Source organism: Rubellimicrobium roseum (assembly GCF_006152145.1).
Classification (GTDB): domain Bacteria; phylum Pseudomonadota; class Alphaproteobacteria; order Rhodobacterales; family Rhodobacteraceae; genus Rubellimicrobium; species Rubellimicrobium roseum.
In genome coordinates, this window is record NZ_VDFV01000049.1 from 1 (window position 1) to 25279 (window position 25279).

General features: G+C 69.5%; 27 protein-coding genes. 14 read left to right on the forward strand and 13 right to left on the reverse strand.

Annotated features, from left to right (window positions below; translation table 11 throughout):
• Together FHG71_RS19310 and FHG71_RS19315 are read left to right on the forward strand one after the other, a co-directional pair.
• Positions 1-1174, forward strand: a 1174-nt coding sequence (locus tag FHG71_RS19310) for a DUF3883 domain-containing protein (RefSeq protein ID WP_218014163.1), incomplete at its 5' end; no start/stop codon positions are given.
• 402 nt (positions 1175-1576) lie between these two features.
• The gene (locus FHG71_RS19315) at positions 1577-2800 is read left to right on the forward strand and encodes a multidrug effflux MFS transporter (protein ID WP_139083335.1); all 1224 of its coding nucleotides are present in this window, start codon (positions 1577-1579) and stop codon (positions 2798-2800) included.
• Between the two features lie 24 nt (positions 2801-2824).
• Here the strand turns inward: FHG71_RS19315 and FHG71_RS19320 are convergent, their stop codons facing one another.
• Both FHG71_RS19320 and FHG71_RS19325 read right to left on the reverse strand, forming a co-directional pair.
• The gene (locus FHG71_RS19320) at positions 2825-3751 is read right to left on the reverse strand and encodes a cation diffusion facilitator family transporter (RefSeq protein WP_139083336.1); all 927 of its coding nucleotides are present in this window, start codon (positions 3749-3751) and stop codon (positions 2825-2827) included.
• A 28-nt stretch (positions 3752-3779) separates the two neighbouring features.
• Positions 3780-4388, reverse strand: a complete 609-nt coding sequence (locus FHG71_RS19325; RefSeq protein ID WP_139083337.1) for an SH3 domain-containing protein — start codon at positions 4386-4388, stop codon at positions 3780-3782.
• 202 nt (positions 4389-4590) lie between these two features.
• Here FHG71_RS19325 and FHG71_RS19330 point away from each other — a divergent pair, with 202 nt between their 5' ends.
• The gene (locus tag FHG71_RS19330) at positions 4591-5367 is read left to right on the forward strand and encodes an L-fucose dehydrogenase (protein WP_139083338.1); all 777 of its coding nucleotides are present in this window, start codon (positions 4591-4593) and stop codon (positions 5365-5367) included.
• Between the two features lie 154 nt (positions 5368-5521).
• On the opposite strand, the gene FHG71_RS19335 is transcribed toward FHG71_RS19330, so the two are convergent.
• Both FHG71_RS19335 and FHG71_RS19340 read right to left on the reverse strand, forming a co-directional pair.
• Positions 5522-6148 (reverse strand): type VI secretion system-associated protein TagO, encoded by a 627-nt coding sequence (locus tag FHG71_RS19335; protein WP_139083339.1) that lies wholly within the window; start codon positions 6146-6148, stop codon positions 5522-5524.
• A gap of 94 nt (positions 6149-6242) precedes the next feature.
• Entirely contained in the window at positions 6243-7226 is a 984-nt protein-coding gene (locus FHG71_RS19340; RefSeq protein WP_139083340.1) for a quinone oxidoreductase family protein, read from the reverse strand.
• A 136-nt stretch (positions 7227-7362) separates the two neighbouring features.
• On the opposite strand from FHG71_RS19340, the gene FHG71_RS19345 reads away from it, so the two are divergent.
• A complete protein-coding gene (locus FHG71_RS19345) occupies positions 7363-7536 on the forward strand; it encodes a DUF1328 domain-containing protein (RefSeq protein ID WP_139083341.1) in 174 nt (57 codons plus the stop codon).
• Positions 7537-7583: 47 nt separating this feature from the next.
• Here FHG71_RS19345 and panB read toward each other — a convergent pair whose 3' ends face one another.
• From panB to FHG71_RS19360, 3 genes are all read right to left on the reverse strand, one after another.
• Positions 7584-8399, reverse strand: a complete 816-nt coding sequence (gene panB / locus FHG71_RS19350) for a 3-methyl-2-oxobutanoate hydroxymethyltransferase (protein ID WP_139083342.1) — start codon at positions 8397-8399, stop codon at positions 7584-7586.
• Positions 8396-9244: a pantoate--beta-alanine ligase gene (panC, locus tag FHG71_RS19355; protein ID WP_139083343.1), complete on the reverse strand. Its 849-nt coding sequence runs from the start codon at positions 9242-9244 to the stop codon at positions 8396-8398. Before panC ends, panB begins: the two co-directional genes overlap by 4 nt.
• A 68-nt stretch (positions 9245-9312) precedes the next feature.
• Positions 9313-9729: a globin family protein gene (locus FHG71_RS19360; protein ID WP_139083344.1), complete on the reverse strand. Its 417-nt coding sequence runs from the start codon at positions 9727-9729 to the stop codon at positions 9313-9315.
• A 234-nt stretch (positions 9730-9963) separates the two neighbouring features.
• On the opposite strand from FHG71_RS19360, the gene FHG71_RS19365 reads away from it, so the two are divergent.
• From FHG71_RS19365 to FHG71_RS19375, 3 genes are all read left to right on the forward strand, one after another.
• Entirely contained in the window at positions 9964-10371 is a 408-nt protein-coding gene (locus tag FHG71_RS19365; protein ID WP_139083345.1) for a hypothetical protein, read from the forward strand.
• A gap of 114 nt (positions 10372-10485) precedes the next feature.
• Entirely contained in the window at positions 10486-12993 is a 2508-nt protein-coding gene (locus FHG71_RS19370; RefSeq protein WP_139083346.1) for a GcvT family protein, read from the forward strand.
• A gap of 135 nt (positions 12994-13128) precedes the next feature.
• Positions 13129-13887 (forward strand): MipA/OmpV family protein, encoded by a 759-nt coding sequence (locus FHG71_RS19375; RefSeq protein ID WP_139083347.1) that lies wholly within the window; start codon positions 13129-13131, stop codon positions 13885-13887.
• A gap of 3 nt (positions 13888-13890) precedes the next feature.
• Here FHG71_RS19375 and FHG71_RS19380 read toward each other — a convergent pair whose 3' ends face one another.
• From FHG71_RS19380 to secG, 3 genes are all read right to left on the reverse strand, one after another.
• Positions 13891-14223, reverse strand: coding sequence for a DUF1330 domain-containing protein (locus FHG71_RS19380; RefSeq protein ID WP_139083348.1), 333 nt, complete (start codon positions 14221-14223; stop codon positions 13891-13893).
• 113 nt (positions 14224-14336) lie between these two features.
• Positions 14337-15980 (reverse strand): CTP synthase, encoded by a 1644-nt coding sequence (locus FHG71_RS19385; RefSeq protein ID WP_139083349.1) that lies wholly within the window; start codon positions 15978-15980, stop codon positions 14337-14339.
• Between the two features lie 123 nt (positions 15981-16103).
• A complete protein-coding gene (secG, locus tag FHG71_RS19390) occupies positions 16104-16463 on the reverse strand; it encodes a preprotein translocase subunit SecG (RefSeq protein WP_139083350.1) in 360 nt (119 codons plus the stop codon).
• Positions 16464-16599: 136 nt separating this feature from the next.
• Between secG and FHG71_RS19395 the strand changes: the two genes are divergently transcribed.
• Together FHG71_RS19395 and FHG71_RS19400 are read left to right on the forward strand one after the other, a co-directional pair.
• On the forward strand, positions 16600-17892 hold the full coding sequence (locus FHG71_RS19395; protein WP_139083351.1) for an adenylosuccinate synthase: 1293 nt from the start codon (positions 16600-16602) through the stop codon (positions 17890-17892).
• A 10-nt stretch (positions 17893-17902) separates the two neighbouring features.
• Positions 17903-18142 (forward strand): DUF2842 domain-containing protein, encoded by a 240-nt coding sequence (locus tag FHG71_RS19400; protein ID WP_139083352.1) that lies wholly within the window; start codon positions 17903-17905, stop codon positions 18140-18142.
• Positions 18143-18156: 14 nt separating this feature from the next.
• Here FHG71_RS19400 and FHG71_RS19405 read toward each other — a convergent pair whose 3' ends face one another.
• Entirely contained in the window at positions 18157-18942 is a 786-nt protein-coding gene (locus tag FHG71_RS19405) for a hypothetical protein (protein WP_139083353.1), read from the reverse strand.
• Positions 18943-19076: 134 nt separating this feature from the next.
• Between FHG71_RS19405 and FHG71_RS19410 the strand changes: the two genes are divergently transcribed.
• On the forward strand, positions 19077-19766 hold the full coding sequence (locus FHG71_RS19410) for a thiamine pyrophosphokinase (protein WP_139083354.1): 690 nt from the start codon (positions 19077-19079) through the stop codon (positions 19764-19766).
• Here the strand turns inward: FHG71_RS19410 and FHG71_RS19415 are convergent.
• Positions 19684-20616: a DMT family transporter gene (locus FHG71_RS19415; RefSeq protein WP_246045522.1), complete on the reverse strand. Its 933-nt coding sequence runs from the start codon at positions 20614-20616 to the stop codon at positions 19684-19686. The genes FHG71_RS19410 and FHG71_RS19415 overlap by 83 nt on opposite strands.
• Before the next feature lie 126 nt (positions 20617-20742).
• Here FHG71_RS19415 and FHG71_RS19420 point away from each other — a divergent pair, with 126 nt between their 5' ends.
• Complete coding sequence (locus tag FHG71_RS19420; RefSeq protein ID WP_139083355.1) at positions 20743-21255, forward strand: copper chaperone PCu(A)C; 513 nt, start codon at positions 20743-20745, stop codon at positions 21253-21255.
• 127 nt (positions 21256-21382) lie between these two features.
• Positions 21383-22321, forward strand: coding sequence for a DUF4394 domain-containing protein (locus FHG71_RS19425; protein WP_139083356.1), 939 nt, complete (start codon positions 21383-21385; stop codon positions 22319-22321).
• 33 nt (positions 22322-22354) lie between these two features.
• On the opposite strand, the gene FHG71_RS19430 is transcribed toward FHG71_RS19425, so the two are convergent.
• Positions 22355-22666: an arginine transporter gene (locus FHG71_RS19430; protein ID WP_246045523.1), complete on the reverse strand. Its 312-nt coding sequence runs from the start codon at positions 22664-22666 to the stop codon at positions 22355-22357.
• 196 nt (positions 22667-22862) lie between these two features.
• Between FHG71_RS19430 and lepA the strand changes: the two genes are divergently transcribed.
• Together lepA and FHG71_RS19440 are read left to right on the forward strand one after the other, a co-directional pair.
• Positions 22863-24662 carry a translation elongation factor 4 gene (lepA, locus tag FHG71_RS19435; RefSeq protein ID WP_139083357.1) on the forward strand — a complete coding sequence of 600 codons (1800 nt, stop codon included), beginning with the start codon at positions 22863-22865 and terminating at the stop codon, positions 24660-24662.
• Between the two features lies 1 nt (position 24663).
• Positions 24664-25279, forward strand: a 616-nt coding sequence (locus FHG71_RS19440; RefSeq protein WP_218014164.1) for a hypothetical protein, incomplete at its 3' end; no start/stop codon positions are given.

Below are 25279 nucleotides of genomic sequence, written 5' to 3' on the forward strand. Positions count from 1 at the left end.
TCACGCGCGTCGCCTGACCTCGAGGGGAAAGGGGCGAACTCGGCCTCAACTCGAGTTGCGCAACAACGCCCTGATCAGCCTTCAGGCTCCCAACGTCTGGGAAGCCGTTGCCGCGGCACTCGCTGAACCATTTGGAATGCATGCGCCGGACCTGAAGTATCGTTTTGCGAGGGTGCTGGGGGCCAGACGCCCTGAGATCGAGGCTATCCTCGCCGAGGATGGCATACCTGGCTACCGGATCAGAGAAGCACTTCACGACCTCGAGGAGGTCGAAGAAGAGGAAAGCGGGCCAAGCGCGACGAAGGAACCCGAGGACAGCAGCGTTAGCTTGCGATCCACGTCCGACAATGAGCTTTCTGGAAGCGAAGACGAGCAGTACGAAGACGCCTCGCTCGATCAAGACGAGGAGGCTGAAGAAAGCCGAGGAAGTAACAGCTCAGAGGCGCCTTCAAGCCGTCGCACCGAAGCCGAAAGTAGTGTCCACCGGTCAGATGGAAGCAGGGCGGAGCGTAGGCTAGTCCGTCGGAAACTTTTCGGCAGTGGACGAGATCAGGACAACGATCGATCTCAAATCAGACACAAGGCCGCCGAGGTAGCAAGTGCAGCTGCGGTCCGCGGCATGCGCGCCGAGGCCTGGCTCATGCAGCAGATCGTGTCTCTCCTTGGCCCAGACTGGACCTGCCTAGCGAATATGCGTGACGACCAACTCCGCGAAACCGACATGCTGCTGTCGCGCAATGGAGAGGAGTGGCATATAGAGGTGAAGTGCCTTAGCGCAGAGCGGCTCTACTGGTCCGAGCTGGAGCGGGAGAAGGCTGAACTCCATCCCGACCGGTATCTCATGGCCCTTCTCGTCGAAGCAGAGAACAGCGCGTTCACAGTATATTGGTCATGGGATCCACTGCGGGATCTAGCTCCGCTCGGACGACGGATCGAATGGTTATGGGAGAACTCAAGCGAGGGACCCTCCCTGAAGGAAGGCTGGAAGCTTGAGCCTGATATCCGATGGCCGGAGCGCCGGGCGGATCGGTACATCCACGTCGTAAGATTGAGGCAAGAGGACCTTGAACGATTGGACAAGGACGGATCCGACCTCCAACTTCTAAGAACGAGGATCGGAGACGGACTGAGCGTCCAAACTCACAGCGGAGGTGGATCCAAGTTTGTAGCCTGAGACCACCTTGGCGAACTCCAACGGTGAGTTTGACAGAAGCAGTCTGCAGGGCTGACATTACGCTATCAAAGAAGGCAGCAGCTCTAGCAGGCGGGCCCCGGGGTAGAATCTGGGGTACAAGCGAGGTCGACCGATAGATTCATCCAAGAAGATCAAGGGTGTGTTGATCAAGCTCGAATCCGCCCCCGGGCACCACTTCATCGGAAGTTTTCCGCTCTCAGTTCCTTATCATGATCTGGATCGGGCGCTCGCCATGCAGCAGCTTCATGGCTGGCCTGCGTTGCCTTCGCGCTTTCGCCATGACACATCGTTTGCTGCTCGACGACGCGCAGGGCCAGCCTAGCTTGCCCCGGGCAGCCTCCGCGCGGCGGCCATACCACAACCTTTCCTTTCGGATATTCCATGCAGAAGCCACTCGTGGGGGCGCTTTCCCGTCCCGAATTCGTCGCGCTCATCGCCGCGATCATGTCGCTCAACGCGCTCGCCATCGACGTCATGCTGCCGGCCCTGCCGCACATGGGCGAGGCTCTGGCGGTCGCGGACGAGAATCACCGCCAGTTCGTGGTCTCGATCTACATGCTGGGCTTCGGCGTGGGGCAGCTCCTGATCGGCCCGCTCTCGGATCGCTTTGGTCGGCGCCTGCCGCTCCTCCTGGGCATCGGCCTCTACATCCTCGCCGCCGTGGCGGCCGCCTTCTCGCCGACCTTTGGGGTCCTGCTCGCGCTGCGCTTCGTCCAGGGCCTTGGGGCCGCCAGCACGCGCGTCATCGCGACCGCCGTGGTGCGCGACCGCTTCGAGGGCCGCGCCATGGCCGAGGTCATGTCGCTGGCCTTCATGGTCTTCATGGTCATCCCCGTCGTGGCGCCCGGCATGGGCGAGGTGCTGATGGCCTTCGGCCCCTGGCAAAGCATTTTCCTGTTCATGGGCGCCCTTGCGCTGGCCTTCGGCGCCTGGGCTTTCCTTCGGCTGCCCGAGACGCTGGAGCCTGAGCGGCGGCGGCCCTTCACGGCGGCGGCAATCTTCGGCGGCTTCCGCATCGTGGTGGGGAACCGGATGGCCTTCTGGTACGCCATGGCGGGGACCTGCACCTTCGGGGCGCTCTTCGGCTTCATCAGCACGGCGCAGCAGATCTACGTCGACATCTACGGGCTGGGTGTGTGGTTCCCGGCGGCCTTTGCCTTCGTCGCGGCGCTGATGGCGGTGTCGTCCTTCCTCAACTCGCGCATCGTGCGGATCTGGGGGATGCGGCGCCTGTCGCACCTCGCCATCCTGGCCTTCACCGGCCTCAGCGGCTTGCTGCTTCTCGCCAGCCTCCTGCTGGAGGGCCATCCGCCGCTCTGGCTCTTCCTGGGATTGCTGTCGGGCGTCATGTTCATGTTCGGTTGGGCGGCTTCCAATATGAATTCGCTCTCGCTCCAGCCTCTGGGAGCGGTGGCGGGCACGGCGTCTTCGGTCTTCGGCTTCATCCAGACCCTCGGGGGGGCGCTGCTCGGCGGCTATGTCGGGCAGCAGTTCGACGGCACGGTGGTGCCCACCGTTGCAGGTTACTTCGTCCTGGGCGCGGCCGCCGTGGCCTGCGTGCTGGTGGCCGAACGTGGACGCCTGTTCGGCGAGGACGACGCCTGACCGAGCCGGCCGGACCCGGGCGGGTCAGTCGCGCGGGTCCTCGGGGTGCCGCGTCACGCCCACCGGGTCCTTGTGGATCAGCACGTCGGCTTGGGGATAGGCCCGGACGATCTCGCGCCGGAGCGCCGCGCTGATGGCATGGGCTTCGTCCAGGGTCTGCCTGCCATCGAGCTCGATGTGCAGGTTGACGAAGATGCGGCTTCCGGCGGTCCGGGTCTTGAGGTCATGGAAGCCGCGGACGCCGGGAAAGCGCTCCACGATCCTGGCGATGCCGGCGATGATCGCGGGGTCCGCCCGCCGGTCCATCAGCGCGTCGAAGGCCCGCCGCCCGATCCCGAACGCCCCCAGAGCCATGAGCCCCGCCGCCGCCAGCGCGACCACCGAGTCGATCCGCGTAAGCCCGAAGGCGGCCGAGGCCCAGAGCGCCAGGAGACCCCCGACCGAAGGGATCAGGTCGCCGATGTAATGGACCGAGTCGGCCGCGACCACGGCATTACCCGTCCGCCGCACCACGCGCCGCTGCCAAAGCACGAGCCCCGCCGTCAGCATCACCGAGGCCCCGAGCACCAGGGCGCCTGCGCCCTCGGCCATGATCTCGGGCGGCTCGGCCGCCAGCAGGCGCCGCAGTGAGGCGACCGCGATGACCCCCGCCGAGACCAGGATGAAGACCGACTGCATCAGCGCGGCCAAGTCCTCGGCCGAGCTGTGGCCGAAGGCGTGATCCTCGTCGGCGGGCTTGGCGGCGTAGACGATGGCAAGGAGTCCCCCGGCCGACATCAGCAGGTCCATGGCCGAGTCGACCAAGGTCGCGGCGATGGACAAGGCCCCCGTCTGGCCCAGTCCCCAGAGCTTCAGGAGCACGAGGATCAGGGCCACGCTGACCGAGGCCAGCCCCGCCGAGAGGTTCAGGCGCCCATGCGACTCGGGCTCTTGGAAGGGGACGGCGCTCATGCGCGTCCCCCTAGACCCCTCCGGCAGCCTAGTCGAGAACCTCGTCGGGCAGGACGCCCCAGAGCGCGGGCTTCGGCGCCCAGCCGCCATAGCCGCCCGCGGTGATCCGGCACCAGCCGGCCTCGCAGGCTTCGAGCCGGGCGATCACCCCGGCCTCGAGCAGCGCCACCGCCGTCGCGTTGTCCTCGGGGCGGATGCGGAGGGGCAGCCGTTCCTGGTCCACGATTACCGTCCGCGTCCCGGACAGGAGCGAGTAGTGGACCCAGCCGCCCAGCCCTTCGCGATCCTCCACCCGACGCCAGTGGCCGTATTCGGCGGTGATGCGCAGCGGCATGTCCTCGCGCACGAAGACCCAGTCGATCCGCTGGTCGAGCGCCGGGCCGCGGCGGGCGTTGCCCTCGTCGGTCTTGAGCGACACGAAGCGGGGCAGGGGCAACCCGGTCTCGGGCCCCACGCTCGGCGGCGGCGGGGCGTCGGGGACGGGGTCGCTGGAAGCGGGTACCACGATCTCCTCGGGTGCGGGAATTGTCAGGTCTGTAGGGCGGGCCACGGGACGAAGCTCGGCTTGGCCCGGCGAGGCCGCCACCAGGGTCGCTGACAGCGCCAGCCCCAGGAATCTCGCCGTCCCAGCCGTCATGCCGCCCTCGATGCCATCTGCCCGGGGAGTCCCGCCCCGTCCATCGTCCCGCAACCTGCCACGGTCGCGCCCCTGCCGAAAGCGCAAGGGCTGGACCTGCGCCATCGCCCGCCCAAGGGTGTGCTCGGGGCGCGACGGTGACGGCCCGTTGACAGTCGGGCGGAGAGGCTTCTCCTTGGCCGAGGGCAGGAAAGGGATCGGCATGGACCTGGAGCTTCGGGACAGGGTGGTCGTCGTCACGGGCGGTGCCTCGGGCATCGGCGCGGCGGTGAGCGAGGTGCTGGCCGAGGAAGGGGCGGTGCCCGTGATCCTCGCGCGGCGCGAGCCCGAGGCGGAGTTCCTGGCGCGCTTGCAGGCGCGGAGCGCGCGGGCTGGCTGGGTGCGGGCGGACCTTTCGCGCGACGAGGACTGCGCGCAGGCCGTGGCCGAGGTCCGCGCCCGCTGGGGGCGGGTGGACGGGCTGGTGAACAACGCAGGGGCCAACGACCGCGTGGGGCTCGACGCGGGCCCCGATGCGTTCCGGCGGAGCCTCGATGCGAATCTCCTGCACTACTACACGCTGCTCCATCATCTGCTGCCCGATCTTCGGGAGGCCCGCGGCGCGGTGGTGAACGTCAGCTCCAAGACGGCCCTCACGGGGCAGGGGGGCACCTCGGCCTATGTCGCGGCCAAGGCGGCGCAACTGGGCCTCACGCGGGAATGGGCGGCGGAGCTGGCGCCCTTCGGCGTCCGGGTCAACGCCGTGGTCCCGGCCGAGGTGATGACCCCGCTCTACCGCCGTCTGCTCGACGCACAGCCCGATTCCCGCGCGGAGGAAGGCCGCATCACCGCGCGCATCCCGCTGGGCCACCGCATGACCACCCCGCGCGAGATCGCGGACACGGTGGCGTTCCTCCTGTCGGAGCGGGCGAGCCACACGACGGGGCAATGGCTGTTCCCGGACGGGGGCTACACGCATCTGGATCGGGCCCTGGACTAGGCGGGGCGGCCCCGCGGCGGATTCGGCTCTCATGCGGCCCAGGATGCCGCAGACAGGTTAACGAATCCTTCGACCACCGAACGGTCCTCCCCCGGTCCGCGCAACACCCCGGAGGGCAAAGCGCGGATCGGGGAGCGGCCAACCCGGCCCGGCGCTACCAGCCGCAGGTCTCGCGCAGCCCGACGATGGCCGCCTCCAGCCCCGAGAGGTCGAAGGTGAGCGTCAGGGGCGACGCCCGGAGCGGCGTGGCCCGCAGGGCCAGGCGCTCGTGCCCGATCAGCGACGTGATCCAGGGGATGGAGCGCCCGCCGGTCCAGAGGCCGAGCGCCAGGCCGTTCGGGCTGGCGCTCATCCCGAGGCGGGCCATCGGCTGGTCGTCGATCCGGTACTCGACGCGGCCCTGACCCTGGAGGTCGGCCATGACGTTGTCGTTGAAGCTGACGAAGGCCGCCGTCGTGTTCTCCTGGCAGCGCAGCATCAGGACGCCCGGAGCGATGCCACCGAAGGGCGAGGGGATGGGGTTCTGGCTGTCGAGGCCCAGGAACACCGAGGTCTCGTCGGTCATGGGCGAGACGCCCGTGCGGATCGTCCACCGTCCCGTGTCGGCCGGGAGAGCCGCGCCTTCGTCCGCGTGGACCCGCTCACCGAACTGGGCGTCGAAGCAGGCCAGCCGCTCCGCGTCCGCGGCGATGGCCGCGCAGCCCTCGGTCTCCGTCGCGCCTGCCACCGGCGTCGTGGCCAGCAGCGCCGCCAGAACAGCCGGGCCCGTCCTCCACCTCATCGCCACTCCTCCCTGCGGTTCGCGCAGATGCACGACAGCCGGTGGCGCCGCCGCGTCGGCGCCGGGGCTTTCTCGCGGCGGATCGGGGCGGACCTCAGGGGATCAGCACCGTCGAGCCCGTGGTGGCGCGGGCGGCGAGCGCCCGGTGCGCCTCGGCCACCTCGTCCAGCCGGAAGCGCTGGCCGATGCGGACCCTGACCGAGCCGTCCGCCATCTTGGCGAACAGGTCCGCCGCCATCTCGCGGCAGGTCGCGGGATCGGCGATATGGGTGAAAAGCGAGGGCCGGGTGAGCTTGAGCGAGCCCTTGGCCATCAGGGTCAGGAGGTCGAAGGGCGGCACCTTGCCGCTGGAGGCGCCGAACGAGATCATCATGCCCAGCGGGCGCAGGCAGTCGAGCGAGCCCTCGAACGTGTCCTTGCCCACGCTGTCCATCACCACGTCCACGCCGCGCCCGCCCGTGAGCCGCTTCACCTCGGCCACGAAGTCGGACGCGCTGGTGTCGATGGCCTCGGCCGCGCCGTGGTCGAGCGCGAGGCGGCACTTCTCGGCGGACCCCGCCGTGGCGATGAGCCGGATGCCCTCGGAGCGCGCCCACTGGCAGGCGAGGAGCCCCACGCCGCCGGCTGCCGCATGCAGCAGGACGGTGTCCCCGGCCGCGAGGGGCACGGTGCGCCGGAACAGGAACTGCACCGTCAGGCCCTTGAGCATCGCCGCCGCGCCGTCCTCGAAGGAGATCGCGTCGGGCAGTCGGACCACGGCGCCCGCGGGCATGACCCGCGCCTCGGCATAGGCCCCGGCGGGCCCGCCGCCATAGGCGACGCGATCGCCCTCCTTCACATGCGTCACGCCCTCGCCCACGGCCTCGACGACGCCTGCGGCCTCCTGGCCCAGCGGCGCCGGGAGCGGTATCTTGTAGAGCCCCGAGCGCTGGTAGAGGTCGATGAAGTTGAGCCCCACCGCGTGGTGCCGGAGGCGCACCTCGCCCGGGCCGGGCTCGCCCACGGGGCGATCCTCGAATTCGAGGACCTCGGGGCCGCCCTGCTGGCGGATGACGACGGTGCGGGCGGTGGCGGTCATGGGGATCTCCGTTGCGGTGCGCGATGCAGGTTAGTCACGGCCCACGGCTTTGTGAACGCCGGGGCCGGGCGCTCGGAACCGGGCGCGCGGGGGGCGAGTTGCATCATCAAACGCCTGTTTCCGAAAGGAGAAAACCATGCTCGGATGGGCCGTCACCTTCCTTGTCATCGCGCTCATCGCCGCGCTCTTCGGCTTCGGCGGCATCGCCTCGGCCTCGGCGGGGATCGCGCAGATCATCTTCTTCGTCTTCATCGCGCTTTTCGTGATCGCGATGATCGCACGGGCGATCCGGGGCCGTCCCCCGGTCTGACGCCGCAACGACCGCGGAAAGGCCCCCTCGCGGGGGCCTTTCTCGTTTCAGCGGTAGACCTGGTCCTCGGTGGGAAAGGCGCGGGCGCGGACGTCCTCGGCGTAGGACCGGACCGCCTCCTCGATCTGGTCCCCGAGCCGGCCGTAGACCTTCACGAACTTCGGCGGGCGGGGCGAAAGGCCCAGCATGTCCTCCAGCACGAGGATCTGCCCGTCGCAGGCGGGCGAGGCGCCGATGCCGATGGTGGGGATCGGGCATTGCGCCGTGATCCGCGCGGCGAGCGGCTCGACCATCCCCTCCAGCACGACCGAGAAGGCGCCGGCTTCGGCCACGATCTTGGCGTCGTTCTCGTGGAGCGGCCAGGTGTCTTCCTGCCGCCCCTGGGTCTTGAAGCCGCCCATGACGTGCGAGGACTGGGGCGTGAGGCCGATATGCGCCATGACGGGGATGCCGCGCTCGGTCAGGAAGCGGATCGTCTCGCCCATGCGGGCGCCGCCTTCCAGCTTCACCGCGCCGCAGCCCGTCTCCTTCATGATGTGGGCGGCGTGGCGGAAGGCCATGTTGGGGCTTTCCTCGTAGGTGCCGAAGGGCATGTCCACCACCACGAGCGCCCGCCGCGTCCCCCGCACGACCGCGCGGCCGTGCATGACCATGAGTTCGAGCGGCACGCCCACGGTCGTCTCCATCCCGTGCATGACCATGCCGAGGCTGTCGCCCACGAGGATGATCTCGGCGTGGCGGTCCACGATGGCCGCCGTGTGGGCGTGGTAGGAGGTCAGCGAGACGATGGGATCGCCGCCCTTGCGGGCGCGGATCTGCGGCACGGTGATGCGGCGGACGGGGGCTTGGGGCTCGGTGCTCATCGCGTCTCCTTGGGCTCGATCTCGCGCTGGTCGATCAGCAGCACGCCCCCGACCTCGGCCGAGATCATGATCCCGGCGCGTTTCGTCAGGTAGCGCACCACGGGAAGGAAGCTCTCCGCGTCCACGATGTCGAGGCCCCTGAGCATGGCCCGTGGCTCGGCGCCGATGGTCTCGCGGATCTCCTCGGCGATGCGCTCCACCGCCGCGCCGTCGGCGGCCAGCGCCTCGGCGCGGTCGAGCGCGCGGGAAAGGACCAGCGCCGCCTGTCGCGCCTCGGGGCTCAGGCGGATGTTGCGCGAGGACATGGCGAGGCCGTCGGGCTCGCGCATGGTGGGGTGGCCCACGATCTCCACGGGGAGGTGCAGGTCGCGGACCATGCGGCGGATCACGGCGAGCTGCTGGTAGTCCTTCTCGCCGAAGAGCGCATGGGTCGGCTGCACGATGTTGAGGAGCTTGGTCACCACCGTCGCCACGCCCCGGAAATGGCCGGGCCGCACCGCGCCGTGGAACAGGCCGGACAGGCGCGTGGCCTCGACGATCGTCTCGTCGCCCTCGGGATACATCTCGGACACGGATGGCAGGAACAGCGCGTCGACGCCCCGGGCCTCCAGCATCGCCCGGTCGGCGTCGAGCGTGCGCGGATAGGCGTCGAGGTCCCTGGGGTCGCCGAACTGCGTGGGGTTCACGAAGATGGAGGCCACGACGTGGTCGGCGCGCCGTCGGGCCTCGGCCACCAGCGCCATGTGACCGGCGTGCAGCGCCCCCATCGTGGGCACGAGGGCGACCGTTCCGGTCCAGCCCCGGCGCAGCGCGCGCATGGCGCCGACGGTCTCGCAGGTCTGCATGGCGGCGCCCTCCCGCGTCACGTCTTAGTGAGCGGGCGAGGGCGCAGCAAGGGCGCCCCCGCCGGGCGTCAGGCGGCGGCCTTCTCCTGCGCGGCGATCATCACGCCGGCGAGGAGGGCGTAGGTCTCGGCCCAGGCGGCTTCGACCTTGGGAGTGAACGCCTCGCCCAAACCTTGGCCTAGCATGTGGAGGAGCGCCGCACCCACGGCGTCGTAATGCGCGGGCGTCACGCCGTAGCCGCCGTGGCGGCGGCCCAGGCCCTCGACGGCCGGAACGATCTCGTCGAGCTTCGTCAGGCCGTTCACGGCGATGGCGAGCATCTGCACGAGCTTGCCCTTCTGCTCGGCCATGTCGGCCGGGAAGAGGGAGCGAACCTCGGGTGTGGTCTCGAAGAGGCGGTCGTAGAAGATGTCGGCAGCCAGGCCGGCGATGGGAACGACCTTGCGAAAGCTGTCCTGGACCAAGGCGATCTTGTCGGGCGTCATGAATGATCCTGTTCGAAATGACGCCGCCCCCGTCTGGGCGGCGGCAACTACGTGACGCCGGATTGCGACCGCGGCAAGGCGGGAAAACCTGCCGCACCCGCCCTCCGGGGTCCGGTGGATGAGCCAAGGCCACCGGCGCGGACGACCAGCCTTGGTCCAGGGGTGCCGCGGTTCGGCCATGGTCGGGCCCCGATCGTCTGCCATGCGCGCAGGCGCGACAGGTCCGGAGGGCTCATGATCCGACAACCGCTTTACGTCATCGTTCCCGGCCTTCTGCTGGCGCTGGGCGCCGGGGGCATGATGGCCTACCGGCAGTTCGTGGCCGAGCCGCCGCCCGCCGCCGCTCCGGCCGGACCGGTGGCCGGGCTGGCCGCAGCCGCCGCCGCGGCCTCGTCCCTGATCGAAGCCGCGCCCTTCGAGGCCGTTCGGAACCTTGCCCCCACCGCCACCCCGGTGGAGGGCGCGCCGGCCCCGGCCTCCGAGCCGCCCGCAGAGCCCCTAGAGCCCGCGCCGGAGGCCGAGGGTGCCGAGGAGACTCGCAAGCCGCCGGCGGTGCGCCACGGCGCCGAGGGCCTCGGCGGCTCGGGCGACTTCTCCTGCGCGATCGAGGCGGGCGTGCGCCGCTGCCGCTCGGGCGACTGACGCGCCCGTTCACGACGCTGCGGGGTCGCTTTCGCCCCGCGTTGCGTCGAATGCGTCCGAGCCCTATTCCCGCCCACGGCGCAGAGAAGGGCGCGGACAGGCAGGGGACAGGCTATGGCGACGCTCAGGACCGAGGTGAAGGCGCTCGTGGTGGGAGGCGGCGCGGTCGGGACCGGCATCGCCTACCATCTGGCGAAGCGCGGCTGGGACACGATGCTGCTGGAACGGGACGAGCTGACCTCGGGCTCGACCTGGCACGCGGCGGGCCTCCTGCCGCTCTTCAACATGGGTTACGCCACCACCCACATCCACAAGTACTCGGTCGACTTCTACAAGTCGCTTGAGGCCGAGACGGGGCTCGACGCCGGGTTCTTCGTCGTGGGCAACCTGCGCATGGCGCAGACGCAGGACCGGATGGACGAGTACATGCTGTACTCGACCACCGCCGAGACTGCGGGCGTCCACCACGAGTTCCTGAGCCCCAAGGAGATCAAGGACCGCTGGCCGCTGGTGCGGACCGAGGACCTGAAGGGCGCGCTGTTCCACCCGCAGGACGGCTACATCAACCCCGCCGACGTCACGATGGCCATGGCCAAGGGCGCCCGCCAGCGCGGCGTCACCATCGAGCGCAAGTGGCAGGTGGACGGCTACCAGTGGGCGGGCGACCACTGGCGCGTGTCGGTCACGCGCATGGAGGACCGGGGCGGCAACCTGATCCCGACCGAGGACCGCGAGGTGATCCGGGCCGAGCACGTCGTCACCGCCACCGGCAACCACGCCCAGCGCACCGCGCGGCTGCTGGGCATCAAGATCCCGGCGATCCCCGTCGAGCACCAGTACATCGTGACCGAGCAGGACCCGGCGCTGGTCCAGTGGCGCTCGACCAACCCGCAGCACCCGGTGCTGCGCGACGCCGACGCCAAGTGGTACGTGCGCGAGGAGCGCGGCGGATGGATCCTGGGGCCCTACGAGCGCAACGCTCCGGCCTGCTTCGAATACGGCGTGCCGGACAGCTTCCGCGCCGACCTCTTCCCGCTCGACCTCGACCGGATCGAGACCGAGTACATGAGCTTCATCCACCGCATCCCGTCCTCGGAGACGGTGGGGCTCAAGGACGACTACAACGGCCCGATCTGCTACACGCCCGACGGCAACCCGCTCGTGGGCCCGGCGCCGGGGCTGCGCAACATGTGGCTGGCCGAGGGCTTCTCGTTCGGCATCACCGCCGCGGGCGGCACGGGCCACTATCTCGCGCAGATGATGGTGGACGGCGAGGCCGAGATCGACATGGCCTCGCTCGACCCCAAGCGCTTCGGCGGCTGGATGACCACCGAATACGCGGCGCGGAAGAACGAGGAAGCCTACGACCACGTCTTCATCCTGCACCACCCCGACGAGGAGCGCCCGGCCGCGCGCCCGCTGCGGACCTCCCCGGCCTATGACCGGCAGAAGTCGCGCGGCGCGCAGTTCGGCCAGATCAACGGCTGGGAGCGGCCCACCTACTTCGGGCCCCTGGACGCGCCCGAAGGCTTCGACCACGACACCCGCAGCTTCCGCCGCGGCGGCTGGTGGCAATATGCCGTGGACGAGGCCAAGGCGATCCGCGAGACGGTGGGGATGATCGACGCCACCGCCTTCGCCAAGCACCGGGTGAAGGGGCCGGGCGCCACGGCCTTCCTCGACTGGTTCACCACGAACAAGCTGCCCAAGGTCGGTCGCATCAACCTGACCTACGCCCTGACCGATGCGGGCACGACGCGGACCGAATACACTATCGTGCGGATCGGCGAGGACGACTACTACCTCGTTTCGGCCGGCGCCTGGGCCGATTACGACGGCGACTACCTGCGCAAGTCCGTCGAGGACATGGAGCCGACCTTCGGCCGCATCGAGGTGCAGGACGTCACCACGCAATGGGGCGTCTTCGCGCTGGCCGGTCCAAACTCGCGCGACCTGCTCAAGGCCGTCATCAAGGACGCGGACCCCGCCACGGCGCTGTCGAACAAGCGCTTCCCCTGGCTGTCGTCGCGCCGCATCGAGCTGGGCATGGTCCCCGTGCAGGCGATCCGCGTGGCCTACACCGGGGAGCTGGGCTGGGAACTGCATCATCCGATCGAGATGCAGAACCACCTCTTTGACCTGCTGACGAAGGCGGGCGAGGCGCATGGCTTGAAGCTGGTGGGCGCCCGGGCCCAGAACTGGCTCCGGCAGGAGAAGAGCTACCGCGCCTTCGGCAACGAGCTGGGCCGCGACGCGACCCCGATCGAGGCCGACCTGCCGCGCTTCGTGGACATGACCAAGGACTTCCGCGGCAAGGCCGCCATGGAGGCCCTGGGCGTCCGCTCCAAATGCGTGACCGTCCTGATCGACGGGCCGTCGGACGCCGATCCCTGGGGCCGCGAGGCGCTCTACACGCCCGAGGGCGAGAAGGTCGGCCGACTGACCTCGGGCGGCTACTCGGTGGCCTTCGGCAAGTCGATCGGCATGGGCTACGTGCGGCCCGAGCTGGCCGTGCCGGGCACGAAGCTCAAGGTCCGGATGCTGCGCGAGCTGTGGGATGCGGTCGTGGCCGAGGACAGCCCCTACGACCCGACCAACGCGCGCCTGCGTCAGGACGGCTGAGGCGGTTCCGCGACGGATCCGGGGCGCCAGCCCCCCTGGGCCTGACTGCCCGACCTAGGTTCCATCGGTCCGGTATGGACGGGCCGCGGGATCGTCCTAGCCTCACGGGTAAGTACCCTTGGGAGGGACATCTCGATGCTCCGCGCCGTCGTCTTGCTGGCCGTCCTGGCGCCGCTGCCCGTGCTGGCGCAGTCGGCCGACTCCGGCGGAGGATCGCGCCTCGCCTTCACCTTCGGGGCGGGGATCGAGGCGGTGCCCGGCTACTTCGGCTCGGACGAGCTGGCGCCGGGCTTCGACCTGAGTCTTCGCGCGCCTTTCCTGAGCTTCGGAGGCGTGCGCCTCGGCCGTGACGACGCCGCTGCACGGTCGCAGGGCCTCGGATTCCGTGGTTCCTTCCGCTACGTCCCGGAACGGAACGGCGAGGAGTACGAGGAACTGGCGGGCTTGCCGGAGATCGACACCAGCTTCGAGCTGGGCGGCGGCCTTAGCTACGCCCAGCCCGGCTGGGAGGCCTTTGCCGTGGCCCGCTACGGCTTGGGCGGCCACGAGTCCTGGGTCGGGGAACTGGGCCTCAACCTCGTCGCGCAGCCCACCGAGCGGCTCGGCTTCCGCGCCGGGCCGCGCGTGCTCTTCGGGAGCGAGGACTACGCCGACACCTATTTCAGCGTGCCCGATGGCACGCCCGGCTTCGAGGGCTTCGACGCAGAAGGGGGCCTGCTCTCGGCCGGGATCGAGGCCGTCTCGACTTACGCCCTGACCGAGAGCTGGGGCCTGCGCGGCCGGATCCGCTACGAGCGGCTGCTGAACGACGCCGCCGACAGCCCGATCACGCAGGAGGACGACCAGTTCACCGCGAGCCTGCTCGTCACCCGGCGCTTCGTCTTCGAGTTCTGAGCCTCAGCCGCCCGCCTTGGGCAGGTAGGGGATCGCTCCGGCCAGGTCGGTGTCGTCGACCACGAAGAAGGTGCTCTCGCTGCCCGCCTGCCGCGCCTGCACGAAAGGCGCGTAGTCGGGGTCGCTCGCGAAGGCCTGTGCGGCCTGCACGTCGGGGAACTGGATGATCGCCATCAGCGTGAGATCGGGCCGCTCGCCCTCCAACACGTGGAAGTTGCCGCTGCGCGACAGGTAGCGGCCGCCGTGCCGGGCCGCGATGTCATGCACGCGGGCCGCGTAGTCGGGAACCCAGGAATCGTTCGTCACCTTGACCTGGGCGATCAGGAATGCGGCCATCTTCGTCCTCCCTGCTGGCTCTGCACGCCGGCCGGACGTCTGCGCGCCCGAGGCCGGCCCAAAGCAGTGTAGGCGTCGAACGGGCGCGGACCATCCCGGCCGCGCCTGAACGGTCACACCAGCCGCGCGGACTCCACCGCCGCCTTCACGAAGCCCGCGAAGAGGGGGTGCGGCTGGAACGGCTTGGACTTCAGCTCGGGGTGGAACTGGACGCCGATGAACCAGGGATGGTCCTTCCATTCCACGATCTCGGGCAGGCGGCCGTCGGGCGACATCCCCGAGAAGCAGAGCCCGCAGGACTCCAGCTTGTCGCGGAAGGCCGTGTCCACCTCGTAGCGGTGGCGGTGGCGCTCCTCAATCTCGGTGGCACCATAGACGTCGGAGACCAGCGACCCCGGCTGGAGATGCGCCGTGTAGGCGCCCAGCCGCATCGTGCCGCCCTTCTCGTCGGTGATCTTGCGCTCGACCACGCGGTTGCCCTGCACCCATTCCTTGAGGTGGTAGACGACCGGCGTGAAGCGCTTGTTGCCGGCCTCGTGGTCGAACTCCTCCGACCCCGCATTGGTCACCTGGGCCACGTTGCGCGAGGCCTCGATGACCGCAAGCTGCATGCCGAGACAGATGCCCAGATAAGGCACCTTGTGCTCGCGCGCGAACTTGGCGGCGGCGATCATGCCTTCCGTCCCGCGCTCGCCGAATCCGCCGGGCACGAGGATGGCGTCGAAGTCCTCCAGGAAGGGCGCCGGGTCCTCTCGCTCGAAGAGCTCGGAGGAGACCCACTCGGCCCGGACCTTGACCCGGTTCGCCATGCCGCCATGGGTCAGCGCCTCGGCGATGGATTTGTAGGCGTCCTCGAGCTGCGTGTACTTGCCCACGACGGCGATCTTCACCTCGCCCTCGGGGTTGTTCATGCGGTCCATCACATCGTGCCAGCGCGACAGGTTCGGCTTGGGCGCGGGCGAGATGCCGAAAGCGTCGAGCACCGCCTGGTCGAGGCCTTCGCGGTGGTAGGCGAGGGGCGCCTCGTAGATCGACTTGAGGTCGTAGGCGGCGATCACCGCCTCCTTCCGGACGTTGCAGAAGAGCGCGATCTTCTCGCGCTCCCGCTCGGGGATCGGATGCTCGGACCGGCAGACCAGCACGTCGGGGGCGAGGCCGATGGACTGCAACTCCTTGACCGAGTGCTGCGTGGGCTTGGTCTTCAGCTCCCCGCTCGCCGCCAGGTAGGGCAGCAGCGTCAGGTGCATCAGGATGCACTGGCCGCGCGGGCGCTCGTGGGTGAACTGGCGGATGGCCTCGAAGAAGGGCAGGCCCTCGATGTCGCCGACCGTGCCGCCGATCTCGCAAAGCTGGAAGTCGACCTCGTCGTCGCCGATCGCGAGGAAGTCCTTGATCTCGTTGGTCACGTGCGGGATCACCTGGATCGTCTTGCCCAGGTAGTCGCCGCGGCGCTCCTTCTCCAGCACGTTGGAGTAGATCCGCCCCGAGGAGATGGAGTCGGTCCGCCGCGCCGAGACGCCGGTGAAGCGCTCGTAGTGGCCGAGGTCGAGGTCCGTCTCGGCCCCGTCGTCGGTCACGAAGACCTCGCCGTGCTCGAAGGGGCTCATCGTGCCCGGATCGACGTTCAGGTAGGGGTCGAGCTTGCGCAGCCGCACCGTGTAGCCGCGCGCCTGCAGGAGCGCCCCCAGCGCCGCCGAGGCGAGCCCCTTGCCCAGCGAGGACACCACGCCGCCGGTGATGAAGATGTAGCGCGCCATGAGTGAAGCCCCCGTGGGATCGGACAATGGAATCAGGTCCGGCGCACCTGGGGTGACGCCGCCACGGGATTCTGGTCTAGCCGGAAGCGCCCCGCGTGCGCAACCGGCGATGCGTGAGATGCCTCAGTCGCCCTGCGGGACCAGGGGCGCGTCGCTCGCGGGCGGGGGCAGGAGGCTGCCGTCGCCGCCCAGGTCGGGCAGGGCCGGGGACTCGTCCGCATCGGCCGCGTTCGGGTTGATCTGGTCCACCACCGAGGACCCGGCCGACTGCTGCGCGGCCAGGATCGTCATCACCACCGACATCGCCATGAAGCCCGCGCCCAGGATCCAGGTCACGCGCGTGAGCGCATTGGCCTGCGCCCGGCCGCTCATCACGCCGCCCGCGCCCATGCCCAAGCCGCCCCCTTCGGAGCGCTGGAGCAGCACCACCCCGATCAGCGCAAGCGCGAGCAGGAGGAGGATGACAAGGGCGACGGTTTCCATGGTGCGGTTTCCCTGGGGCCGGAACGGGGCGCTTCTAAAGGGGGGAGCGCCCGCCCGCAAGCCATCTCTGCGCACGGCTTCCCCCCCGCTCGCGCCGCCGCTATAGGGGGCGCGGTTTGCGAGAAGGGAATCCGGCATGGCCAACGTCGTCGTCGTGGGCGCTCAGTGGGGCGACGAGGGGAAGGGCAAGATCGTCGACTGGCTGTCCGAGCGGGCCGACGTCATCGCGCGCTTCCAGGGGGGCCACAACGCGGGCCACACGCTGGTCATCGGCGGGGTGACCTACAAGCTGTCGCTGCTGCCCTCGGGCATCCTGCGCGACGGCAAGATGTCGGTGATCGGGAACGGCGTCGTGCTCGACCCCTGGGCGCTGGTGTCCGAGATCGAGAAGATCGCCGCGCAGGGGGTCCGCGTCGGTCCGCACAACCTGATGATCGCCGAGAACGCGCCCCTCATCCTGCCGCTGCACGGCGAGCTGGACCGCGCGCGCGAAAGCAGCACGGCGGTGGCCAAGATCGGCACCACGGGCCGCGGCATCGGCCCCGCCTACGAGGACAAGGTGGGCCGGCGCGCGATCCGCGTGGCCGACCTCTTCGACCCGGCGACGCTCGCGACCCGCATCGAGCGGCTGCTCACGCACCACAACGCGCTGCGCCGCGGCCTGTCGCTGCCCGAGGTGGACGGCGAGGCGCTGCGCGCCCAGCTCGACGAGATCGCGCCCAAGCTGCGACCCTACGCCGCCCCCGTGTGGAAGGTGCTGAACGAGGCCCGTCGGGCGGGCAAGCGCATCCTCTTCGAGGGCGCGCAGGGCTCGCTCCTCGACGTGGACTTCGGGACCTATCCCTATGTGACCTCCTCCACGACGCTGGCAGGGCAGGCCGCCACCGGCACGGGGCTCGGGCCCGCCAGCGTGGGCTTCGTCTTGGGCATCGTGAAGGCTTACACGACGCGGGTGGGCGAGGGACCCTTCGCGGCCGAGCTGTTCGACGAGGTGGGCGAGCATCTGCGCACCGTGGGCCACGAGCGCGGCACAGTCACGGGCCGCAACCGCCGCTGCGGCTGGTTCGACGCGGTGCTGGTGCGCCAGACCTGCGCGCTGTCGGGCGTGAACGGCATCGCGCTGACCAAGATGGACGTGCTGGACGGGCTGCCCGAGCTGAAGATCTGCGTGGCCTACGACCTCGACGGCGAGCGGCTGGACTACCTGCCCACCGCCGCCGACCAGCAGGCGCGCTGCAAGCCCATCTACGAGACCATCGAGGGCTGGAACGCCTCCACCGCGGGCGCCCGCTCCTGGGCCGACCTGCCCGCGCAGGCCATCAAGTACGTCCGCCGCATCGAGGAACTGATCCAGTGCCCCGTCGCGTTGGTTTCCACGAGCCCCGAGCGCGAGGACACCATTCTCGTGACCGATCCCTTCGCGGACTGAAGGACAGCCTATGGCCCTGAGCTACCGCGCCCGGCGCATCTGGACCTATGTCATCCTGCTCGTGGGCCTGCCGGTCTACGTGGTGCTGGCGGTCACGCTCGCGGACTGGGCGCGCGAGCGGCTGGGCCGCCCGGCCTGGTGGCTGGAGTTCGTGATCTTCGTGGGGCTGGGCCTTCTCTGGGCCTTGCCCTTCCGGTCGGTGTTCCGGGGCGTCGGGCGCGAGGACCCGGACAAGACGCCCCGGAGCTGAGGGCCTCAGCCCACCTAGAGGCCCGCGAAGCGGCTTTCGGGCCCGGTCGCGAAGCGGTCGCCGCCGACCCGTGCGATGCGGCCGTCGCGCAGGAGCGCCTCGAAGCAGCGAAGCGCGTCGGCCCGCTCGGGCGGATCGGTCATGATGCGCGCGGCGAGGCTCAGGATGCGCGAGCGCGTGACCGCGCCCGTCCCCTCGCGCACGAGCCAGGCCGTCGCGGCGTCGATGAGGTCGGGCAGATCCGACAGGCCCGCCCGGGCCACGAAGTCCGCGAAGGCCGCGTCACGCGCGGGCAGGGGGGCCGGCCCGCGCCCGGCCGCCGGCTCCTCGGGCCGCGCGCGGGCCGGCCCGACCTGGCGCAGGTCGTCGCGGAACGGCTCGGCCAGGGGCTCGCCCTTGCGACCCGTCCCCAGGGCGCGGTCGGCGCGGGTGGCGGCGACGGCGGCCTTCTGGTTGGCCAGCGAAAGGCGCTTGCGCGTGGCCTCGGGCGTCGCGAGCTGGCGGTCGGCGCGCGAGATCATGCGGTTCAGCGCCGCGTCCCCCTCGGCGCCGAGGTCGGGAAGCCGCTGCCGCCCGGCGCGCGCCGGACCCGCCGTGCGTCCCGGACCCAGGTCGCGGACCTGTTCCAGCGCCCGGCGCAGCGCCACCGGGTCGCCGGGCCCCTCCCCCGAGCCCTGCGCCTCCAGGCCACGAAGGTAGTCCGAAATTACGGCCAAGGCCTCGACCGGGTCGTCGAATCCCTCCAGGCTGTAGGTGACGTCCCCAATCGTGACTTGGAGGCCTCTGGTTGTGTCGGCCATCCCTTGCTCTCTTTTTTGTCTTACAGGATCAAAGGCATGACGCGCAATTGGCGCAGCATGCTTGCCGAGCCGCGGAAGGGCGGGGGCTCTTTCGTGACACTTTCGCGGCGCCCCGTCTGGAGGGGGGACAATCCATGAACCCACCCCCCATCGTCCATAGCGATGAACCTGTGACCCTGATCGGCGGCGCCGGAGCGCCGAGAGCCGACCTGATGCACGCTCTTGGGCTCGCTCCCGTCCTGGTTGCAGCCGACGGCGGTGCCACCACGGCTCTGGCGCTGGGCCTGTCGCCCGTCGCGGTGATCGGCGACATGGACAGCCTGCCGCCCGAGGCCGCGCGCGCCTTCGCCGACCGCCTGCACAGGGTGGCCGAGCAGGAGACCACCGACTTCGACAAGGCGCTCACCCGGATCGAGGCGCCCGCCGTACTGGCCTTGGGCTTCGCCGGGGGGCGGCTGGACCACGAGCTGGCCGCGCTCCACAGCCTCGTGCTGCGCGCCGACCGGCCCTGCCTCCTGCTCGGGCCCGCGACGCTGGCCTTCCACGCCCCGCCCGAGATCGAGCTGCCGCTGGAAGCGGGAACGGTGGTGTCGCTCTTCCCGCTGGCTCCGGTCCGGGTGGGGTCACGGGGCCTGGTCTGGCCGACCGATCATCTGCTCTTCGGGCCGCTCACGCGTATCGGCACCTCGAACGCGGCGGCCGGCCCCGTCGCGCTGCGCCCCTCCGGGCCGGGGATGCTGGTCATCCTGCCACGTGCGACGCTTCCGCTGGCGCTGGGAGCGCTGCGCGTCGCTCCGCGCTGGCCTGCCGCTCCCGGTGGATGATGTAGAGCCCCGAACCCACGATCACCGCGATCCCCGCCCAGGTCAGCGCGTCGGGGAAGTCGCCGAAGATCAGGTAGCCCAGCGCCGAGGCCGTCACGATCTCTAGGTAGTTCAGGGGCGCGAGCGTGGCCGAGGGCGCGAAGCGCAGCGCCACCGTCATCAGCATGTGCGCCACCGCCGAGGCGAGCCCCACGCCGAAGAGCCAAAGCCAGGCGAGATCCCGCGGCCAGACCGGGTCAAGCTCCGCATGGCCGCTGCCTTCGGCCCACAGCAGCACCGGCAGGCACAGGACTACGGCCAGGGCCGAGGTGTGGAACTGCATGGGCACCGGCAGCATCCGCGGCGACAGGCCCCGCGTCACCAGCATGTAGACGGCGAAGCTGGCCGCGGTGCCCAGCGGCCAGAGCGCCACGAGCCCGAAGGTGGCCAGCGACGGCTGGATCACCAGCAGGCTTCCCCCGAAGCCCACAAGGCAGGCGACGATGCGGCGCGGTCCCACGGCGTCCCCGAAGACGAGCCGTCCCAGGATCAGCAGGATGAAGGGCATGACGAAGACGATGGCGAGGGCGTCCGCGAGCGGCATCACCTCGATGGCCGACACGAAGGCATAGGTGGACAGGACCAGCATCAGTCCCCGCAGCGCCACCAGCGGCAGCAGCGCGGGCGGCAGTCGCAGTCCATAGGGCAGCATCAGCGGCAGCATGAGGAGCCCCTGCACCACGAAGCGCGCCGCCGTGACCTGTCCCACGGGCACCGTCTCGGCCGCGAGCTTGGACGCCACGTCGATGAGCGGTGCCGTGGCGACGAAGCCCAGCATCAGCGCCACGCCGGTCAGGGTCCGGTCGGCCATGAGACACCTCCTCGGGAGAGCTCCGTCCCTAGCAGGGCCCGGGACGAAGGGCCAGCGTGCCGCATGGCGGGCCGGCGGGGGCCATGCTAGGCGCGCGCCCGTCCACCGATCCCAAGGGAGCCACCGATGCCCGTCCTCCTCCGTTCCGCCCTGGCCGCGCTGCTCCTGCTTGCCGCGCCCGCCTGGGCCCATGACGACGCCGCGAAGGGCGTCAGCCTCCAGCAGGGTGACATCGGGATCCACGACGCCTATGCGCTTTCGCCCCGGCCCGGCGCGCCCACGGGCTCGGTCTTCATGATGATCCACAACCATGGCTCGACGCCCGACCGGCTCGTCGGCGCCACCTCGCCCCTGGCCGAGCGCGTGGAGATCCACACCCACATGGAGGAGGACGGCGTGATGCGGATGCGCGCCGTCGAGGGTGGGCTCGAGCTGCCCGCGGGCGGCATGCTGCTCCTGGCTCGCGGCGGAGAGCACCTGATGTTCCTGGGCGTCACCCCGCCCTTCGCGGAAGGCGCCACCGTTCCCGTCACGCTCCTCTTCGAGAAGGCCGGCGAGGTCGCGCTCGAGGTGCCCGTGGACCAGTCCCGGCTGACGGGGGACGCCGAGGCGGCGGGCCACGAGGGGCATGGCGGCTGAGTCTCGGTTTGGCCACATGAGGGGCGCAATCACGCCCATGTGATGGGCGTTCTGAAACTGTTCGTTTCCATTCCCGTGACTGTGACCGGCGCGAGAGCTGCTCGCGCCCCGATCACGGGAGTGGAAGATGAGATCACGACGCATTGCCGCCGCCGCTTTGGCGACCACCCTGATGGCCGGCGCGGCGGGGGCTGCCACCACGGGCCTGGGCTACGCCCTGGGCGACGGCGGGGCCACGCTCGTCACCATCGGCCACCTGGGCGACCCGCAGGGGCTGGCCGGCGTGGCGCTGTCCACGGCGGACGGCATGGACCTCGCCCTCAGCGACCTTTCGGTCCGGCCCAACACCGGCGGGCTCTACGGCTACAGCGGCGCCACCAACAGCTATTACCTCGTTGATCCCGCGACGGGGGTCGCCACGCCTCAGGCCATGGGACCGGGGATCAACGAAGGCGCGGCTGCCGGCTTCGACTTCAACAACGTGATCGACGCGGCGCGGCTGGTGACGACGAACGACGACAACTTCGTCTTCGACCCCAAGGCGATGCCGGCCACCGTGACGCAGGCCACCGACCTCTTCTACGTGGCGGGCGACGTCAACGAGGGGCGCAACCCCGGCGTCTTCGCCAACGCCTACACCAACGCCGTCCCCATGGCCTCGGCCAATGTCCAATACGTGCTCGACAGCGCGACGAACTCGCTGGCCATCCTGGGCAACAACGCGGGGACGCTCTCGACCGTGAGCCAACTCACACTGAACGGCCGCGCGGTCGACATCTCCAGCGTCGGCGGCTTCGACATCCTGTCGATGATGGAAGGCGACAACACGGCCTATGCGCTCCTGAGCATCGGCGGCGTGCAGTCGCTCTACAGCTTCCTGCTGCCCCAGGCGGGCGGGATGGCCAGCCTCAACTTCCTGGGCGAGGTCGGCACGGCCTTCGGCTCGATGAACGGCCTCGCCGTCGCCAACGCCCCGGCGCCCATCCCGCTGCCTGCGGGGGTCTTCCTCCTGGGCGGCGCGCTCGCGGGCCTCGGCTTCCTGCGCCGCCGCGCGGTCCGGGCCTGATCCCCTCGGGGGCGTCCCGCAGGGGCGCCCCCATCAGCCGCAGATGGCCTCGGCGCGTTGGCTGAACGCCTTGTAGCGCAGCCAAAAGGCCTCATCCCCCGCGCGGTCCGAGGCACGGGTCTCCTGCGCCCGGTCGGGGTCCTCGAAGAAGAGCGCCGCCCGTCGCTGGTCTGACGCCGAGAGCGACTGGTTCGCCACCCCCTGGACGCAGGAACAGAGCTGCGGGCTCGCCGCATTGCGCCCGCCCGCCATGCAGGCCCGCCCGATGTCGCCCGACACCCGGCCTCCGCAGCCCCCCAGGACCACCAGCGCGCCCAGCGCTGCGATCAGTCCGAATCTCCGCACCTGCCTGCCTCGTTGCTGTCCTGCCCGGGTGGGCATAATGACCGGGCCGGAGGGGGGACGCAATTCACGGCTGGGCCTGCCTGCTGCGACCATCCGCCCCCTGCGTTTCTCCGGCCGAAACGCGATCACGCGCCCGCGACCGCCAAGGCGCGCGAGCGCATTGACGCCTGGGGGAATCGCCCCCATAGCGTGCCCCATGACCGAGCTTTCCCGCATCCGCAACTTCTCGATCGTGGCCCACATCGACCACGGGAAATCCACCCTCGCCGACCGGCTGATCCAGTCGACCGGGACGGTCGCCGACCGCGACATGAAGGAGCAGCTGCTCGACAGCATGGACATCGAGCGCGAGCGCGGTATCACCATCAAGGCGAACACCGTCCGCATCGACTACAAGGCCAAGGACGGCCACCAGTACGTCCTGAACCTGATCGACACGCCCGGACACGTCGACTTCGCCTACGAGGTCAGCCGCTCCATGCGCGCGGTCGAGGGCTCGCTCCTCGTCGTGGACGCCTCCCAGGGGGTCGAGGCGCAGACGCTCGCCAACGTCTACCAGGCGCTCGACGCGGGCCACGAGATCGTGCCCGTCCTCAACAAGATCGACCTCCCGGCGGCCGAGCCCGACCGGGTGAAGGCGCAGATCGAGGACGTGATCGGCCTCGACGCCCAGGACGCCGTCCTCATCTCCGCCAAGTCCGGCCTCGGCATCCCCGACGTGCTGGAGGCCATCGTCACGCGCCTGCCCGCGCCCAAGGGCGACCGCAGCGCCGCGCTCAAGGCCATGCTCGTGGACTCCTGGTACGACCCCTATCTCGGGGTCGTCGTCATGGTCCGCGTCATGGACGGCGTCCTGCGCAAGGGCGACCGCATCCGCATGATGCAGACCAACGCCGTCTACCCCATCGACAAGCTCGCCGTGCTGCGCCCGCAGATGGTCGACATCGAGGAGCTGGGCCCCGGCGAGATCGGCGTCTTCACCGCGCAGATCAAGCAGGTCCGCGACACCCGCGTGGGCGACACCATCACGCACGAGCGCAAGGGCGCGACCGAGGCGCTGCCCGGCTTCAAGCCCGCGCAGCCGGTGGTCTTCTGCGGCCTCTTCCCTGTGGACGCCGCCGACTTCGAGGATCTCCGCGACGCCATCGAGAAGCTCGCCCTCAACGACGCCTCCTTCTCCTTCGAGATGGAGACCTCGGCCGCGCTGGGCTTCGGCTTCCGCTGCGGCTTCCTGGGCCTCCTGCACCTGGAGGTCATCCGCGACCGGCTGGAGCGGGAATACAACATCGACCTCATCACCACCGCGCCCTCGGTGGTCTACCACCTCTACATGAAGGACGGGGAGGTGAAGGACCTGCACAACCCCGCCGACATGCCGGACCTGACCTACGTCGACCACCTGGAGGAGCCGCGGATCAAGGCGACCATCATGGTCCCCGACGAGTACCTGGGCGACATCCTCAAGCTCTGCCAGGACCGCCGCGGCATCCAGCTCGACCTGAGCTACGCCGGCTCCCGCGCGATGGTGGTCTATGACCTGCCGCTCAACGAGGTGGTCTTCGACTTCTACGACCGGCTCAAGTCGGTGACCAAGGGCTACGCGAGCTTCGACTACACGATCACCGGCTATCGCGAGGACAACCTCGTCAAGATGTCGATCCTCGTGAACGACGAGCCGGTGGACGCGCTGTCGATGATGGTCCACCGCGACCGGGCCGAGATGCGCGGCCGGGCGATGGTCGAAAAGCTCAAGGACCTGATCCCGCGCCACATGTTCAAGATCCCGATCCAGGCGGCCATCGGCGGCAAGGTCATCGCGCGCGAGACGCTGTCGGCGCTCCGCAAGGACGTGACCGCCAAGTGCTACGGCGGCGACGCCACCCGAAAGCGCAAGCTTCTGGACAAGCAGAAGGCCGGCAAGAAGAAGATGCGCCAGTTCGGGAAGGTGGACATCCCGCAGGAGGCGTTTATCAGCGCGCTAAAGATGGATAGCTAAAGTGGAAGTTGATTCTAAAGCGGGTGATCTGGATTTGTTCGCCCAACTCCGCTTTCAAGGTGATAGATTTGATCATGCAAATCTGCCGCTTGATGTTCTAGAAAACGTGTCGGCATACCTCGATGTGCTCCGGGAATTAGCTGGTGAAATCTGGCGGGAAAAAAATCCTGATCGAGATCGATTGCCGCCCCACTTTAAGAAGAGCTTATCTTTATCTTTCCGTGGCGTTGAGGAAGGGAGTGCCAAAGCTAGAATTGCTCGGGATCAGTATGCGGCGAGTGCTTTACCTGACGCGACTACTGGATTAGATTACCTATTACTGGCGCAGTCAAGATTTATTGAACTCGCTGCGGCTGCGAACGAGAACAGAGAAGTAAAGGCGCTACCACCCTCGATTCGGAAGCCTTTGGAATTGCTTATTGGAGGGCTCGGCGCTGGCGAGCAACTCCAATTAATCTCGCAAACTGGCAAAGATAATCAACAACCTAGTGTCAGATACTCGCCCCTGACTCGGGACCGGATGATCGGGGGCATTGGGAAGGTTGCCTCTAGGCTCAGGACTCGCTATCGCAGCCAGAAGATGACGGCGGCTGCGAGCGCGATGGCCGACAGGAACA